At 49.9% G+C, this 15270-nt stretch carries 14 protein-coding genes and 2 tRNA genes; 2 read left to right on the top strand and 14 right to left on the bottom strand.

Annotated features, from left to right (window positions below; translation table 11 throughout):
- Nucleotides 1-59: 59 nt before the first annotated feature.
- The 7 genes from UF06_RS17550 to UF06_RS17520 all read right to left on the bottom strand — a co-directional run bounded on the left by UF06_RS17550 (nt 60) and on the right by UF06_RS17520 (nt 6162).
- Nucleotides 60-878 (bottom strand): formate/nitrite transporter family protein, encoded by an 819-nt coding sequence (locus tag UF06_RS17550; protein WP_045571589.1) that lies wholly within the window; start codon nt 876-878, stop codon nt 60-62.
- 132 nt (nt 879-1010) lie between these two features.
- On the bottom strand, nt 1011-1334 hold the full coding sequence (nirD, locus tag UF06_RS17545) for a nitrite reductase small subunit NirD (RefSeq protein ID WP_045571588.1): 324 nt from the start codon (nt 1332-1334) through the stop codon (nt 1011-1013).
- 14 nt (nt 1335-1348) lie between these two features.
- Complete coding sequence (gene nirB, locus UF06_RS17540) at nt 1349-3910, bottom strand: nitrite reductase large subunit NirB (RefSeq protein WP_045571587.1); 2562 nt, start codon at nt 3908-3910, stop codon at nt 1349-1351.
- 340 nt (nt 3911-4250) lie between these two features.
- Nucleotides 4251-4327, bottom strand: a tRNA-Val gene (locus tag UF06_RS17535).
- A gap of 35 nt (nt 4328-4362) precedes the next feature.
- Nucleotides 4363-4439: transfer RNA gene (locus UF06_RS17530), tRNA-Val, on the bottom strand.
- 145 nt (nt 4440-4584) lie between these two features.
- Nucleotides 4585-5385: a hypothetical protein gene (locus UF06_RS17525; RefSeq protein ID WP_045571586.1), complete on the bottom strand. Its 801-nt coding sequence runs from the start codon at nt 5383-5385 to the stop codon at nt 4585-4587.
- A gap of 111 nt (nt 5386-5496) precedes the next feature.
- Nucleotides 5497-6162, bottom strand: a complete 666-nt coding sequence (locus UF06_RS17520) for a DUF2726 domain-containing protein (RefSeq protein WP_045571585.1) — start codon at nt 6160-6162, stop codon at nt 5497-5499.
- Between the two features lie 221 nt (nt 6163-6383).
- Here UF06_RS17520 and UF06_RS17515 point away from each other — a divergent pair, with 221 nt between their 5' ends.
- Complete coding sequence (locus UF06_RS17515; RefSeq protein ID WP_039436316.1) at nt 6384-6563, top strand: hypothetical protein; 180 nt, start codon at nt 6384-6386, stop codon at nt 6561-6563.
- Nucleotides 6564-6650: 87 nt separating this feature from the next.
- Here UF06_RS17515 and maiA read toward each other — a convergent pair whose 3' ends face one another.
- Genes maiA through hppD form a run of 4 tightly spaced genes read right to left on the bottom strand, consistent with a single transcriptional unit; the run spans nt 6651 to nt 10575 of the window.
- Nucleotides 6651-7319 (bottom strand): maleylacetoacetate isomerase, encoded by a 669-nt coding sequence (gene maiA, locus UF06_RS17510; protein WP_045571584.1) that lies wholly within the window; start codon nt 7317-7319, stop codon nt 6651-6653.
- Nucleotides 7320-7332: 13 nt separating this feature from the next.
- Complete coding sequence (locus tag UF06_RS17505) at nt 7333-8349, bottom strand: fumarylacetoacetate hydrolase family protein (RefSeq protein ID WP_039426239.1); 1017 nt, start codon at nt 8347-8349, stop codon at nt 7333-7335.
- 14 nt (nt 8350-8363) lie between these two features.
- The gene (locus UF06_RS17500; RefSeq protein ID WP_039444005.1) at nt 8364-9509 is read right to left on the bottom strand and encodes a homogentisate 1,2-dioxygenase; all 1146 of its coding nucleotides are present in this window, start codon (nt 9507-9509) and stop codon (nt 8364-8366) included.
- A complete protein-coding gene (gene hppD / locus UF06_RS17495; protein ID WP_045571583.1) occupies nt 9502-10575 on the bottom strand; it encodes a 4-hydroxyphenylpyruvate dioxygenase in 1074 nt (357 codons plus the stop codon). Before hppD ends, UF06_RS17500 begins: the two co-directional genes overlap by 8 nt.
- A gap of 383 nt (nt 10576-10958) precedes the next feature.
- Here hppD and UF06_RS17490 point away from each other — a divergent pair, with 383 nt between their 5' ends.
- Nucleotides 10959-11420: a TetR/AcrR family transcriptional regulator gene (locus UF06_RS17490; RefSeq protein WP_045571582.1), complete on the top strand. Its 462-nt coding sequence runs from the start codon at nt 10959-10961 to the stop codon at nt 11418-11420.
- A gap of 180 nt (nt 11421-11600) precedes the next feature.
- On the opposite strand, the gene nirD (UF06_RS17485) is transcribed toward UF06_RS17490, so the two are convergent.
- Genes nirD (UF06_RS17485) through UF06_RS17475 form a run of 3 tightly spaced genes read right to left on the bottom strand, consistent with a single transcriptional unit; the run spans nt 11601 to nt 15263 of the window.
- On the bottom strand, nt 11601-11924 hold the full coding sequence (gene nirD, locus UF06_RS17485) for a nitrite reductase small subunit NirD (RefSeq protein ID WP_039436311.1): 324 nt from the start codon (nt 11922-11924) through the stop codon (nt 11601-11603).
- Between the two features lie 2 nt (nt 11925-11926).
- A complete protein-coding gene (nirB, locus tag UF06_RS17480; RefSeq protein ID WP_045571581.1) occupies nt 11927-14410 on the bottom strand; it encodes a nitrite reductase large subunit NirB in 2484 nt (827 codons plus the stop codon).
- 10 nt (nt 14411-14420) lie between these two features.
- Nucleotides 14421-15263 carry an ABC transporter ATP-binding protein gene (locus UF06_RS17475; protein ID WP_045571580.1) on the bottom strand — a complete coding sequence of 281 codons (843 nt, stop codon included), beginning with the start codon at nt 15261-15263 and terminating at the stop codon, nt 14421-14423.
- Nucleotides 15264-15270 lie beyond the last annotated feature (7 nt).

The following is a 15270-nucleotide window of genomic DNA, read 5'->3' as shown; positions in this document are numbered from 1 at the left end:
AAACCACACCGTTTCAGGGCATGACTTAGGTTATTTGCCATTCAACACAGGTTGAATGCTTACGGCAGTTTGCTCGCCAGCGCTGGCGAGGTTTTCGCGTGCGTTAAATAAAGAGGAATGCAAGTGAAGAGTAAACCTCCGACGATGTTCCCTAAAATGGTTGGGATCAAGTTGAAGTTCAACCAAATCGCGATGCCGAAGTCCGCTCCCAGCATCATACCGAGTGGGAATAAGAACATGTTGACCACGGCGTGTTCAAACACCAGCGCGAAGAAGATAAAAATAGGTAGCCACATTGCGGCGATCTTTCCTGCCACGGTTCTGGCCGTCATGTTACCGACAACACCTAGACAAACCATCAAGTTACACAAAATGCCGCGCACAAAACAGGTGATCCAACCATCTGCACCTAGGTTTTCAAAGCCTACCGTGCGAGCCGTCGCCGCTTTGATAAACGTTTGACCAACCGCATTTGGCTCTACGCTAAAGTTCATGGTTAAAGAGAGTGCGATAAGCGCAGCAACAAGCAGTGAACCAATTAAGTTGCCAAGACCAACTAGTCCCCAACAACGAAAGACGCGTGACCAAGTAATGCCCGGGCGATTATCAAACTTGGCTAACGGCGCCAAACCAAACACGCCAGTCACCAAGTCGTATCCCATCAGGCTTAAAATGCAAAAACCCACCGGGAACACAAGCGCACCGACAATGCCTAATCCGGTTTGCGTAATCGCGGTAATCGCCACCACCACAGCGAGCGATAATATGATGCCCGCCATCGTGCCGCGCAAAATTAAGTCGCGCGTTGAGGTTTTTATTTTCGCTTCACCAACATCAATCATGGTTTGCACGAATTCAGCAGGTTTTAAATCAGACATAGAGCGTCCCTTTATCAAAGTTAAAATTGAAGATGGAATAGAGAAAGGCTCCCTGCTCTTTTTCGTCTTTTCCCTACAAAAATCCGTTGAGGAAACAAGAAGCCTTTGTGCTATTGAATCTCAAGCCAATGATTAAGCAGAGATTTCGACAATGCCGTTGTTGACGCGAGCTTGGTACGATTTCACGTTAAAACGTTCATCTTCCATACAAGCACCGGTCGCCAGATTAAAGCGCTGCTTTTTCAGTGGACTTGCCACCCAAAGACCACCTTTGTGCTCAGCGATCAAACCGCGAGACAGTACGTTTGAGCGCGCGAACGGGTCTGTGTTGCTGATGGCAAATACCTGCTCGTCTTCACCAGGACGAAATACCGCGACTTGCTGTCCGTTAACCAGTGCACACACTCCCGTACCCGGAATAATGTCGTTAATGTCACATACTTGTTCGAATGCCATGATGGACTCTCCTCTTATTCCGTAACCGCGACATGCAAGATGTCACCTTGAAGTTCTGGGTGTTTCTCAGCAAACGTGGCCGGGCGATGTTGCTGACGCACTGGTACAAACACGACGTTTTCGTCGCGCTTGTCTGAGTTAATAAAGTGAGCGAAGCGTTTTAGCTGAGTTTCGTCGTTGATGGTTTCATTCCATTCGCAGCGGTACGCTTCAACCAATGTGGCAATGTCCGCTTCCAGCTGTACATTGATGCCCAATTTATCTTCGACGATCACTTGGCGAAGGTAATCCACACCGCCCTCCATGTTTTCTAGCCACACCGATGTGCGTTGCAGTGGCGCAGAAGTACGGATGTAGAACATCATGAAGCGGTCGATGTACTTGATCATTGTTGCTTGGTCTATATCGCTAGCCAGCAAGTCTGCATGACGCGGCTTCATACCGCCATTACCACACACGTATAGATTCCAACCTGCATCGGTAGCGATAATGCCAAGATCTTTGCCTTGTGCTTCTGCACATTCACGCGTACAGCCCGACACACCAAACTTCATTTTGTGCGGTGTGCGGATGCCTTTGTAGCGGTTCTCGATCAACACACCAAGACCCACCGAGTCTTGAACGCCGTAACGACACCAGGTTGAACCCACACAGGTTTTCGCCATACGCAGTGCTTTGGCATACGCTTGACCGGTTTCATAACCCGCTGCAATCAGCTTTTTCCAGATGGCTGGAAGGTCATCTTTTTGCGCGCCGAACAGACCAATACGCTGAGCGCCCGTCACTTTGGTGTACAGATTGTATTCAGCCGCTACCTCGGCCAACACTTTCAGCGCTTGCGGCGTCACTTCACCACCCGCCATACGTGGGATCACGGAATAAGTGCCGTCTTTTTGCATGTTGCCAAGGAAGTTGTCGTTGGTATCGTGCAGCTTAACCAGTTGAGGTGTCAGGATGTGCTCCCCCCAGCACGACGCCAAAATCGAGCCCACCACAGGTTTACACACTTCACAGCCATAACCTTTGCCATGTTTGGCTAGCAGATCATCGAAGGTTTTGATCTCTTCGATGCGAATCAGGTGAAATAGCTCTTGGCGAGAGTAAGCAAAGTGTTCACAAATATCGCTTTTCACTTCCACGCCCGCTTTTGCTAGTTCCGCGTTTAGTACCGAAGTGACCAGTGGAATACAGCCGCCACAGCCAGTGCCTGCACCGGTGACGGCTTTGATATCACCAATGGTGTGATGGCCATCGGCAACCGCTTGTGCGATCTTGCCTTTGGTCACATCGAAACAAGAACAGATCACCGCAGAAGCTGGCAGTGAATCCGCGCCGAGTTTTGGCTTCTCTGCGCCCGCATGCGCCGGCAGGATCAAGCTATCTGGGTGCTGTGGTAGCTCGATTTCGTTGAGCATAAATTGCAGTAGGTCACCGTAATCCGACGTGTCACCCACCATCACTGCGCCGAGCAATTTCTTGTTGTCTTCAGAAACGATCAAACGCTTGTAAACTTCAAGCTCTTCGTTTTGATAAACGTAACTCTTACAGCCCGGAGTGCGACCATTCGCATCGCCAATTGAGCCCACTTTTACGCCAAGCAACTTAAGTTTTGCAGACATGTCTGCGCCTTCGAATTTACTTTCTGTATTGCCCAGCAAGTGATCCACTGCCACGGTTGCCATTTTGTAGCCCGGCGCAACCAGACCATAGAACCTCTTATTCCACGACGCGCACTCGCCAATTGCGTAGATGTTGCTGTCTGTGGTTTGACAGTGATCGTTAATTTCAATACCGCCACGAGGTGCAATCCCTAAACCCATTTGGCGAGCCAGTTTGTCTTGTGGGCGAATACCGGCCGAGAAAACGATGAAGTCAGTCTCAAGCTCAGTGCCATCGGCAAAGCGCATCACATTGCGTGCTTGTTTGCCTTCTGCTGCGATTTCCAAAGTGTTTTTGCTGGTGTGAACTTTCACGCCCATGCGTTCGATTTTTTGCCGAAGTTGGTCGCCGCCAGCTTGGTCGAGCTGCTCAACCATCAGTTTCGGCGCAAACTCGACAACGTGCGTTTCCATGCCCAAAGCTTTTAGTGCGCCAGCGGCTTCCAAACCGAGCAGACCGCCGCCAATAACGACACCACTTTTACTTTTCTTCGCCCATGCCTCGATGGCTTTGAGATCTTCAATGGTGCGGTAAACAAAACAATCTTTGCTTTCATTGCCTTTAATCGGTGGGACAAATGGGTAGGAACCTGTTGCAAGGATGAGCTTATCGTAGTGAATTTCACGCCCCGAGCTTGAATACACCGTCTGTTTTTCACGATTGATATTGATTGCGCGCTCACCAATCAGCACCTTGATGCCATGTTTTTGATAAAAGCCGCTTTTCACCAGTGAGAGTTCATCGGCGGTGTGATGCGAGAAATAAGAAGAGAGATGGACGCGATCGTACGCGACGCGGGGTTCTTCACAAAATACGGTGATGTCAAAGTGGGAAACATCCGTTTTATCAACCAGATCTTCGATATAACGGTGTCCGACCATCCCGTTACCGACAATCACTAGCTTCAACTTGCTCATAGTACTTCCTAAGGGTTAGGTTCTTATCTGAGCGCATTGTTAATTATGAAAGAAAATGAAAAGATGATGTAAATCAATTACGAAATTAAACTACCCTAAAGGGGTAGATGCTTTTTAAGGCTCGATTAGCTTGCCCGATTCACGGCAGAATCACCCTTTCGATAGTGAAAATAACAGTAACGAATCACTGTAGATGTAACAAAGTAACGAAAAAGAGAAACAAGATAGAAAACTGATGAGAAATGACCGTGCGGCAATACCACTAGGCAAAATCAAACACTGGAAAGCAACAAAGCCTGCTCATTGAGCAGGCTTTGTGTTTGTTCATATTGAACGAATTTGGTGCGTCCAAGTGGACTCGAACCACCGACCCCCGCCATGTCAAGGCGATACTCTAACCAACTGAGCTATGGACGCTTTACGCACAATTCTCAAGCTAACCATTCAGTGAATGGTGCGTCCGAGTGGACTCGAACCACCGACCCCCGCCATGTCAAGGCGATACTCTAACCAACTGAGCTACGGACGCATTCCCTGAGAACGAGGAGGATATTAACCACTGCAGCGGATAGGTGCAAGCATATTTTTTCGCTTTCCGAATCGTTTGCTCTATTAATAATCTTTTTGCTCTGTTTTTGGTCTTGTTCAGTATCAATCGATTGATCTAACTCACATTAATCATCGGCGTTGGGCAATCGGATCACCACTCTTTGCTCAAGGTTAAGTTTTTTTAAATCTTTTAACCAATAGGTATCGATCAAACGTTGCAGCAGACCACTTTTATCTGCCCTTTCCAATGCTTCTTGCAGCAAGGTTTGATGCCGTTCGGCACTTTCACTGAGATAAAAGCGAAAATCTCGGTCGTACACAATCAATAGGTGTTGCTCAATATCCAGATTGGGGACTAAGCGTGCTTCCGTGATGATTTCGTTGATGCCTCGCGGGAAGTAGTTAACGGGCCCAACTCGACTCAGTTTGTCATATAAAGCGCGCCATTCGCCATCTTGCGGGTAGTAGGCAAGGTGATTCGCCTGCCACACATCAGTATCAAACCAACTGGAACCCAGCCCAGCCACCAAGCCGCTGCGCTGCAAATCTTCGAGCGAGTTAATTTGGTTATATTGTGCTTGTGCCCCTTTGGGGATGAACAGAACGCGTTGGCCGATCAACCCTTTGGTGACGGGGGCGTTGATAAAGGGATACTGCGCATCTCTTTCCCTGCTCTGCACCAGCCACATTAACGACAATTGATTGTTTTCAACCATCTTGATCAAACGCTTTTGTGGAATATGCTCAAAAGGAGTGTTGATAACGAGTTGCACGCCGATGTCCGCTAACGACTGTTTTAGCAACTCATGATAGAACAGATGAGTGCCGTCCATTTGTGTCGGTAGGGTTAAGGTAATCGATTTTGGGTTAGCGTTTACGAAGGACAAGGGGAGCCATAGCGAGAGTAAAAATGCAAGCCATTTCATAGCAAATCCCCAAACAAGTTCAACTACTTACACTATAGAACGGTTTGAGGATTTTGAGTAATACGGGTCATAAAAGTGTTCCATCACCGTGAGGTAAAACCGTGGAGCCCGTTATTCGTCGTCATCGGCATCAAACACTACGTTGTAGTTTTCCGTGTACGTACAGTTGGGTTGTCGGCTGCAGGTGAAAAAGCGTCGCCCTTTAAATTCACCTTGTGAGGCGACTTTGATCACCATCGGGCTGCCACATTTTTTGCAAAAGCGGACCTCTTTGTCCGGCTCAATCAAATCGATGTGCGCCGCGAGCAAGCGTCTTAATCGCCCCACCTGATAACTGTGTTTCACCGATGTACCAATCAGTGGAATGTTGGCGCTTTTGCACACTTGCATCAGCAGTTTCTCTCGTTCCACTTTACTTTTATTGAGCTCTTTGCCGTTATCGAGTTCAATCACTACTCTCGGCTCAAAGGTTCTTGGATCACAGATGAGATAGTCAAAATGGCTACGCGAGATCTTGTTGCTGGCGATGAAAAGCTGCTTTTTACTGACGATATCACGCGGCGCAATCACACTGCTCATGTTCACTTTGCTAAACACCACCCCATGCTCACCAACCGCGGTTTTCAGCGCATTAAAGAAGGCTACTTCCTGCGACCTGAGCATCGGCCCCTTGACACGATAAGCGTAATCTTTGCTGTTATCTTGTTTGACCACGTATTTCTGGATGATGAAAAAGAACAGGATCAGTAACGCGACGATGATAAAGATATTGGTCATGCTGCAATGTCACTCAAAACATACACTTGGGTTGCGAATACACTATGTGGAAAGCCTACTGAACTCAAGAAAAAAGCCGTTGTGCTCGTATTGTATCGTTACGACTTTGGTCGATCTCACAGTTCAAATTGATCAAGATCATTTTTGTATCTGATTAATCGGCGTAGATTTAACATTGTTAGCAATTGGTTAACAATGTTGCAATTTTCATCGGAGGTCATATGGAATTGAAACAAGATCCTCGCTGCTACACGGATGTCTGCTTAGAAGGTAAGTGGTATCACTACGACCACTGTGGGACAACCGCTTACATGCTCAAAGGCGGAAGCCCGGAAGAGATAGAGTTGGCCAAAGAGCCTGCCACCGAAAGTGAGCTGATCGAACTGCTCTTAAACCGCTAAACGCCCAAGTTATAAACACCACACGAGTAAAAAGAAAACGCCCTTGGATGACGCTATGTATCAAGGGCGTTTTTGTCGTTGCTTGTGTCATCGCACCGCGTCAGGTTGGTTTTCCGGTTTAGCGGCGATAAACGCGGGCAGCTCATTGCAAGCCGCTACCACCGCATTGATCAGCGGATAGCTCGCCATCGAAACGCCAAAACGCTGCGCGTTATACACTTGCGGAACAAGGCAGATATCAACAATGCTTGGGCTAGGGCTGATGCTGTATAAACATTCGCCATAGTGCTCGCGATGCCTGCGCAATTTCTCTTCCACCGCTTGAAAACCTTGCTCAATCCAATGATGTATCCACTCAAGTTTGTGCTTTTCGTCAAGCTCAAGTGTCCCTTCAAGGTACTGCAATACACGCAAGTTATTCAGCGGATGGATCTCTATGACGATATCTTGCGCCAGTGCCAGCGCTTGATAACGCAGCGCACCGATAGAGGGAATCACTTGCACCGCCGAGTAATTATCATCCAGATATTGGATAATGGCCAAAGACTGGTTAAGTACCATCTCCCCATCGACTAAAACGGGCACCAGTTCCGCGGGATTGAGTGCATGATACTCTACGCTGTGCTGCTCTCCGCCCTGCTTAACCAAGTGAATAGGTACGCTTTGGTAGTTCAACTGTTTGAGGTTAAGGCAAATGCGCACGCGATAAGCGGCGGACGAGCGCCAGTAACCATACAATTTGAGATTGTCACTCATCGCTTATCCCCAGTTACTTTTGATAACGGCTCACTTGCTGCTCAATCGCCCCGAAAATACTTTGCCCTTCATCATCCAGCATCTCTAAGCGAATCGAATCACCAAACTTCATAAAAGATGTTGCAGGTTTGCCATCACGGATCGTTTCAATCATGCGGATTTCCGCGATACACGAGTAACCGACACCGCCCTCTTCAATCGACGTTCCGTGTTCTGTGCCCTGTTTATTCGACACCGTGCCAGATCCTATGATGGCCCCAGCGGATAAGGGTCGCGTTTTCGCCGCATGAACAATCAAATCGGCAAAATCAAAAGTCATGTCGACGCCCGCGTTGGGTTTACCAAACGGTTTGCCGTTGTAGGTAGAAAGCAGTGGCAGATGCAGCTTGTTCTCACTCCACGCAGAGCCCAGTTCGTCGAGCGTTACCGCCACGGGAGAAAACGCAGACGAGGGTTTTGATTGGAAAAAACCAAACCCTTTCGCCAGCTCAGCCGGGATCAGACCACGCAGTGAGACATCGTTAACCAACATCACCAAGCGAATCGACTCCTGCGCCTGTGCGATACTCGCCCCCATCGGCACATCGCCAGTGACCACCGCGACCTCACCTTCAAAATCGATGCCCCACTCTTCACTGGCAAATTCGATATTGTCGCGCGGGGCGATAAAAGCGTCAGAGCCGCCTTGATACATGAGCGGATCGGTCCAAAAACTCTCCGGCATCTCTGCACCGCGCGCTTTACGCACCAGCTCAACGTGATTGACGTACGCAGAGCCATCCGCCCACTGATAGGCGCGTGGCAAAGGTGACGCCACTTGGCTCTCATCAAATGGCGCGCTGCCCGCCACATCACCTTGGTTCAACGCCAAATACAGTTCTTGCAGCTGTGGGCTGGTTTGCGGCCAATTATCCAAAGCCGCTTGCAAAGTGGGCGCAACTGCTTTCGCCGACACATAGCGAGTCAGATCGCGACTCACCACCACCAGTTCGCCATCACGCGAACCATTTTTCTTTGTCGCAAGTTTCATTGTTATCCCTTCTCTTAGTCGCTCGATGACTCACTTTCACGCCAGCTGTAGACGTACTCTTTGTTCTCTACGCTGTCGAGCTCGGGAGCAAATTGCAGCGCATGGCGCGTATCGATCATCACCGCCACTTCGTCGGTGAATTTTTTCTTATATTCTTGACCCGCTTTAAACGCTTTGGGGTGCGGACCGTGTGTAAACCCGGCTGGATGGAACGTCACCATCCCCGCTTCAATGTTGTCACGGCTGAAGAAATCGCCCGCGTGATAGAACAGCACTTCATCGTAGTCGTCATTGTTGTGATAAAACGGCACTTTCAGCGCGCCCGGATCGCTCTCAATCGGACGAGGGACAAAGGTACAAACAACAAAGCCGTTACCGACAAACGTGGTGTGCGCCGAAGGTGGCAAGTGGTAGCGGTGCGACATCAGTGGACGAATATCGCGCCAGTTGAGTTTCACCACCGACAAATCACCGTGCCAGCCAATCGCATCGAGCGGATTAAATGGATAAGTGATGACACTGACGCGCTCATGGCGTTTGACCTCAACCCGGGTACTCTCTTCGCTGTATTGCGCTTTGAATTTGTCGTTGATTGACGGCACTTCCAGTACTGCAGGGTCAAACACTGCATGGTTACCCACCAGCCCTTTCTCGGGCAGCGAGTAGGCGGCATCGCTGTTTTCAATCATCAAGATGAACATCGGTTCAGACGGTTCTAAACGCCAGTTGGTCGAGCGCGGGATCAACACGTAATCGCCTTCGCCGACCTCTAAATGGCCGTAATCGCAATAGAGATCCGCTTTACCTTGATGGATAAACAGCAGTTCATCGCCATCGGCATTGCGCGCGAGAAAATCCATCTTCACCTGAGTTTTCCATACGCGCACTTTGCACTGGGCATTGTGCAGCAGATGAGGAACACGCCACGGCGATTGCTGCGCGGTGTGTTCAACACGGGTGAAATCAAACGCTCTCGGTCTGAGTTCGCCTTCCCATTCGCTCCAGCCTGTCGGGGCATGCTGATGGTGGAAATGGGCCGCAGGGCCAAAAAAGCCACTGCGCCCTGCTTCACGTTCATAAATCGCCTCTTGCGGGAAGTCGGCGTGTGCCTGTTTAGAGCACACTCCCTCCCGATGAGGGAAGGAGATCCATTTATGCATCGCTCAATACTCCACGGCGGATTTGGTCCTCTTCAATCGATTCAAACAGCGCTTTGAAGTTACCTTCGCCAAAACCTTCGTTGCCTTTACGTTGAATGATCTCGAAGAAAACAGGACCGATAACGGTTTGGGTAAATATTTGCAGCAAGATGCCATCTTTGGTTGGCGCGCCGTCAATCAAAATGCGCAGGTCACGCAGTTTGTCGATATCTTCTTTATGGCCGACCACGCGATCATTGACCTTCTCATAGTAAGTGTCTGGGGTTGGCATAAAGTCCATGCCGCGATCACGCAGGGTTTTGACCGTGTCGTAAATATCGTCTGTGGTCAAGGCGATGTGCTGAATGCCTTCACCGTTATATTCGCGAATAAATTCTTCGATTTGCGATTTATCGTCAGAGGACTCATTGATTGGAATACGGATCTTGCCACAAGGTGCGGTCATCGCACGGCTGACAAGGCCCGTGAGTTTGCCTTCGATGTCGAAGTAGCGGATTTCACGGAAATTGCCGATGCGCTCATAAAAGCCCGCCCAAGTATCCATGTTGCCGCGTTTTACGTTATGGGTCAGGTGGTCAATCTCGTACAAGCCCACGTCTGCTTTGGCCAAACGCTCATCTGCATCATCATAAAAACGGAAATCGACGTCATAAATGCTCTGTTTGCCGTAGCGATCAACAAAATAGAGCAAGCTGCCGCCAATGCCGTACACCGCCGGAATACTTAGCTCCATCGGGCCAATCTCGGTTTGATATCTTTGCGCGCCGTTGGCGAGGGCATGTTCAAGCGCGTGGTTGGCGTCTTTGACACGAAAGGCCATGCCGCACACGGACGGGCCGTGAATGCGAGCGAACTCTTCGGCTTGGCTGTGAGGTTGGGCATTGACTACAAAGTTGATGTCACCTTGACGATACAGCCAAGCTTGCTTAGATCGATGTTTTGCCACTTCAGCAAAACCGAGGGAAGCAAACAATGCTTTAAGCTGTTCAATGCCCTCATTATTGGCCGCCGTATATTCAACAAACTCGAATCCGTCTGTGCCCAGAGGGTTGATCGCGTCTACCATGACTTTCTCCTTGTAATATTCGTTTGTTTTTTAACACTCTGTTAACTTGGATCAGACGCACAAGAATTGGAATAGACAGGCGATTTTCTCCGCTCGTTCACCCAACTAGCAAAACATGTAAATTTATTGTTACAGAGAAAATTAGAACAAATACTTCGCTGCAATCTTTTCACCAAACATTAGATTTCAACCAGTTAGCTTGTCATGTTTCCTGTACAGCGCAATGACGAATGTAAAAACTTTGTTATCTTGCGCAACTGACAAAAGAGAAATTGAGGTATAAGGTCAAGATTTGTCAGTACGGGGTTAAATAGCCTTGCCACAAGTGGAGTTCCCCCGGCTTAGGGGCTAGTATGCTGTGAAATCAATCAGGGAGAAGTGGTATGAAACGGAGCAAAGAAGAGACACAAGAGACGATAAACACCATCTTGGACACCGCATTTCGTCAGTTGCTAAGTGGTGGGTTTGAACGCATGTCCTACACCAGCTTGAGCGAAGAATCCGGTATTTCACGCACTGGCATATGTCATCACTTTGGCAAAAAGACCAAGATTCCGTTGCAGCTCAAAGATCGTTTACTGCACCATTTGCTGGAAAATCTTGATTTCTCCGCCGATATCGAGGTTTTTCGCACCAGTTGGGTTAGTGCCATGCAAGAGCAATCATTTCGCGATATTTGGCGAGTGGCTTATCAACTGCACATCAATGAGCAAGTCAGCGACATCGTCACGCTGTTCAATCAAGCGCTGCAAGACAAATGTGAGGTGAACTTTGGCCAGAATTGCCAACAGGAGATCGTGAGTTTAATGGGGTATACCTTGCTGCGTCTTCATTCTCTTAAGTAACGTACGCCTTTTGTTCACTGGTGTGTTTACGCCCCATTTGTGCCAGCCCGGCGGCTTGATACTCAGACAGCTCGATACTCAATAGCCTTGAAGCGATATCTTCGCAAAAAAGGCCAAGTGCGCACTTGGCCTTGACTGTTTTTGAACTTGACTGTTTTTGAAATAGTGGCAAGAAAAACGCTAACTCAGCACATAAACGGCATCGTCTTCCACCAGCACGGGCCAAGTGTTTAGACGGACACTTTCATCTTCCAAGCAACTGCCCGTTTTGAGACAAAAATGCTGTTTATACAAAGGGGAAGCGACACACAGTGCGCCTTGAATATCGCCAACAATACCCCGGCTCAAGACAAACGCTTTGCCTATCGGATCCCAATTTTGCACCGCGAATACCCCTTCCTCGGGCACATAGAACATGGCCAGTTGTTGCTCATTCAACCACACCGGATGCCCATGATTTTCTTTGAGCTCGTTAAGACGACAGATGAACTGTTTGTTGACCATGGTTAATCCTCCTGCTTGATGGGAATGCGCTGACCGCGAGTGCGTTGATAAGCCAGAGGCACACTGGTTTTGTCAGAATTGATAAACGGGCGAAAGCGGATCAGCTTTTCCGGGTTGTTGAGCGTCTGCTGCCACTCACAATGATAGGTGTCGACAATGTGCGCCATCTGCTGTTCAAGTTGCTGGCACAGACCGAGTGAGTCGTCTAGCACCACTCTCTTAAGGTACTCTAAACCGCCTCCGAGGTTTTCCAGCCACACCGAAGTGCGCTGCAAGCGATCAGCGGTGCGCACATAGAAAATCAGCACGCGATCAATTAATGCGATGAGCTGCGCTTTGCTTAAATCGGCAGCCAACAAATCGGCATGGCGAGGACGCATGCCGCCATTACCGCACACGTACAGATTCCACCCTTTCTCGGTGGCAATCACGCCAATGTCTTTGCTTTGTGCTTCGGCACATTCGCGAGTACAACCGGAAACGGCAAACTTCAGTTTGTGTGGCGCACGCAAGCCTTTGTAGCGATTTTCCAGTTCAATCGCTAAACCGACAGAGTCGTCCACGCCATAGCGACACCAGGTCGAACCAACACAGGATTTGACCGTGCGCACCGATTTTCCGTACGCATGGCCAGTTTCAAAACCTGCTTCGATCAAGGTTTGCCAGATCTGCGGCAATTGCTCAACCTGAGCGCCAAACAGGTCGACCCGCTGCCCGCCCGTGATCTTGGTGTAGAGATCGTACTCGCGCGCCACTTCCCCGAGTGCAATCAGCTTTTCAGGGGTGATCTCCCCGCCAGGGATACGCGGCACTATCGAGTAAGAGCCATCTTTTTGCAGATTGGCCATAAAGGCGTCGTTGGAATCCTGAAGCGGCGCGTGTTTCGATTCCATAATGTGCTCGTTCCATAACGAAGAGAAAATCGACCCTGCTGTGGGCTTGCAGATGTCACAGCCACGCCCCTTGCCGTGTTTGCTAATCAAGGTGGAGAAATCGCGGATCGCTTCAACTTGGCAAATATGATAGAGCGCTTGTCTGGTGTGGCTAAAATGCTCGCAGAGCTGATTGCTCACTTCGACGCCCAGCAAACTCAGTTGCTCATCGAGCACACTTTTGACCATCGCACTACATCCACCACAGCCTGTTCCGGCTTTGGTTTGCGCTTTTAAGCTGGCGAGATCTTGCGCCCCGGCGTAAATGGCGCCAATCAGATCCCCTTTGGTGACGTTGTGACAAGAGCAGATCACCGCGCAATCGCTCACCTCGCCTTTGAGTGCGCGGCTGTCAAACAGCAGACTCACCGCTGGCTGAGGCAAAGACGTTTGATTGAGATAACTTTGCAGCAGCGCGTCATAGTCTTGGTTGTCACCAATTAAAATTGCGCCCAGCAGTTGCGTGCCACTTTGATCCACCACCAGTTTTTTGTAAACGCCCTGCTGGGCATCATGCAACACCATCTCTTGCGCGTTAGGAGTCGCCTTGTGCGCATCACCAATCGAAGCCACATCCACGCCCAGCAGTTTCAACTTGGTACTCATGTCGGCACCGGTAAATGCCGCGTCGCTGATCCCTTGTAGCTGCTGCGCCACCACTCTTGCCATCGCATACCCGGGCGCCACCAAGCCAAAGATTTTGCCTTGCCACAGCGCACATTCACCGATGGCGTAAATCGCGGCGTCGCTGGTTTGACACGCATCATTGATCACTATTCCACCACGTTCGCCGATCTCAATGCCGCAATCGCGCGCCAGCTGATCTCTTGGCCGAATCCCGGCGGAGAAAAGAATCACGTCCACTTCCAAAGGGGCAGCGTCTTTAAACACCATGCGATGATAGGCGCTTTCGCCATCAATGATCTTTTCCGTCGCGGTCGCGGTGTGCACCGTCAAACCTAACTGCTCTATTTTGCTTTTCAGTACCGTGCCTGCACCCTCATCCAACTGCACTGGCATCAAACGAGGGGCAAACTCCACCACATGCGTCTCAAGTCCAAGCAAACGCAGTGCATTCGCCGCTTCTAAACCCAGTAGACCACCTCCGATCACCGCGCCAGTTTTGGCGCCAGCACAAGCCTGCTTGATCTGCGATAGGTCATCCAAGGTGCGATAAACAAAGACATTTTTCCGCTCACTCCCCGGCATAGGCGGCACGAATGGATAGGAACCCGTTGCAAACACCAATTGGTCATAATGCAGTTGCGTGTCATCTTCTAGAGTAAGAGTTTTGCTCACTCGGTCGACAGCGACAACGGCCACACCAAGCAGCAGCTCGATGCCCAATTTTTGATACCACTCTTCACTGCTCAGCAGCAGATCTTGGTGACTCTGCCCAGCAAACAAGCCCGAAAGGTGGACTCGGTCATAGGCGAGAAATCGCTCTTCGCCAATCACCACAATGCGTTTTTGCAAATGGCTGCCACCTGCGACCAACTGTTCCACCAGTTGATGCCCGACCATGCCATTACCGACAATCACGATGCTTTCCATGCTCTTCTCCTCAGGCCAATCTGGCGGATTTACTCGCCTGTGCCACGCTAGTGCGTGTACTCAGCGACTCGTTTTTATGCTGTTTTTCATACAAGAATTTCAGCACCGACTGTCGATAGTGTTGATACTGCGCGTTTTCCGCCAGCGCGACCCGATCGCGTGGCCTTGGCAGGTCAATGTGTAACACTTCGCCGATGGTGGCGGCCGGCCCGTTGGTCATCATGACGATCTTGTCCGACAGCAGTACCGCTTCATCGACATCATGAGTGATCATGATCACCGTGTTATTCAGCTCCGCTTGAATCGCCATTAAGGCATCTTGCAAACGCGCGCGGGTCAAGGCGTCCAGCGCGCCAAACGGTTCATCCATCAACAGCACTTTCGGTTGCAGGGCTAATGCTCTGGCAATACCGACGCGCTGCTTCATCCCGCCGGAGATCTCATCGGGCCGCTTGTCCGCCGCATGTGCCATCTGGATCAAATCCAGATAATGAAATACCTGCTGTTTTATTTGCGCCTTCGACTGCCCTTTGGCGACCTGTTTCACCGCCAGTTCGACGTTCAGGTACACACTGAGCCAAGGCAAAAGGGAGTGATTTTGAAACACCACCGCGCGCTCCGGTCCCGGTCCGCTCACTTCGCGCCCATCGACCACCACCCCGCCATCGGTCGGAAGATGCAAACCAGCCACTAAGTTGAGTACGGTGGATTTCCCGCAGCCCGAGTGGCCAATCAGCGAGATGAACTCGCCTTTGTCGATCTGCATATCGACGTTTTTCAGCGCGATAAATTCGCCGTTTGGGGTTGGAAATCGCATCCCCAGTTGCGTTAATTGTAGAAATGACTTCGACATATCCCCG

Source organism: Vibrio sp. S234-5, assembly GCF_000960595.1.
Classification (GTDB): Bacteria; Pseudomonadota; Gammaproteobacteria; order Enterobacterales; family Vibrionaceae; genus Vibrio.
The sequence above is the reverse complement of the archived record's forward strand: the minus strand, read 5'-3'. Positions and strand labels throughout refer to the sequence as shown.

Bases quoted from the DNA above. Each gene is read 5' to 3' on its own strand.
- nirD (WP_039436311.1), bottom strand. From the start codon at position 11,924: ATGGTCAACAAACAGTTCATCTGTCGTCTTAACGAGCTCAAAGAAAAT.
- UF06_RS17520 (WP_045571585.1), bottom strand. From the start codon at position 6,162: ATGACCAATATCTTTATCATCGTCGCGTTACTGATCCTGTTCTTTTTC.
- nirB (WP_045571587.1), bottom strand. From the start codon at position 3,910: ATGAGCAAGTTGAAGCTAGTGATTGTCGGTAACGGGATGGTCGGACAC.
- UF06_RS17475 (WP_045571580.1), bottom strand. From the start codon at position 15,263: ATGTCGAAGTCATTTCTACAATTAACGCAACTGGGGATGCGATTTCCA.
- nirB (WP_045571581.1), bottom strand. From the start codon at position 14,410: ATGGAAAGCATCGTGATTGTCGGTAATGGCATGGTCGGGCATCAACTG.
- UF06_RS17505 (WP_039426239.1), bottom strand. From the start codon at position 8,349: ATGAAACTTGCGACAAAGAAAAATGGTTCGCGTGATGGCGAACTGGTG.
- UF06_RS17500 (WP_039444005.1), bottom strand. From the start codon at position 9,509: ATGCATAAATGGATCTCCTTCCCTCATCGGGAGGGAGTGTGCTCTAAA.
- UF06_RS17515 (WP_039436316.1), top strand. From the start codon at position 6,384: ATGGAATTGAAACAAGATCCTCGCTGCTACACGGATGTCTGCTTAGAA.
- UF06_RS17525 (WP_045571586.1), bottom strand. From the start codon at position 5,385: ATGAAATGGCTTGCATTTTTACTCTCGCTATGGCTCCCCTTGTCCTTC.
- maiA (WP_045571584.1), bottom strand. From the start codon at position 7,319: ATGAGTGACAATCTCAAATTGTATGGTTACTGGCGCTCGTCCGCCGCT.
- hppD (WP_045571583.1), bottom strand. From the start codon at position 10,575: ATGGTAGACGCGATCAACCCTCTGGGCACAGACGGATTCGAGTTTGTT.
- nirD (WP_045571588.1), bottom strand. From the start codon at position 1,334: ATGGCATTCGAACAAGTATGTGACATTAACGACATTATTCCGGGTACG.
- UF06_RS17550 (WP_045571589.1), bottom strand. From the start codon at position 878: ATGTCTGATTTAAAACCTGCTGAATTCGTGCAAACCATGATTGATGTT.
- UF06_RS17490 (WP_045571582.1), top strand. From the start codon at position 10,959: ATGAAACGGAGCAAAGAAGAGACACAAGAGACGATAAACACCATCTTG.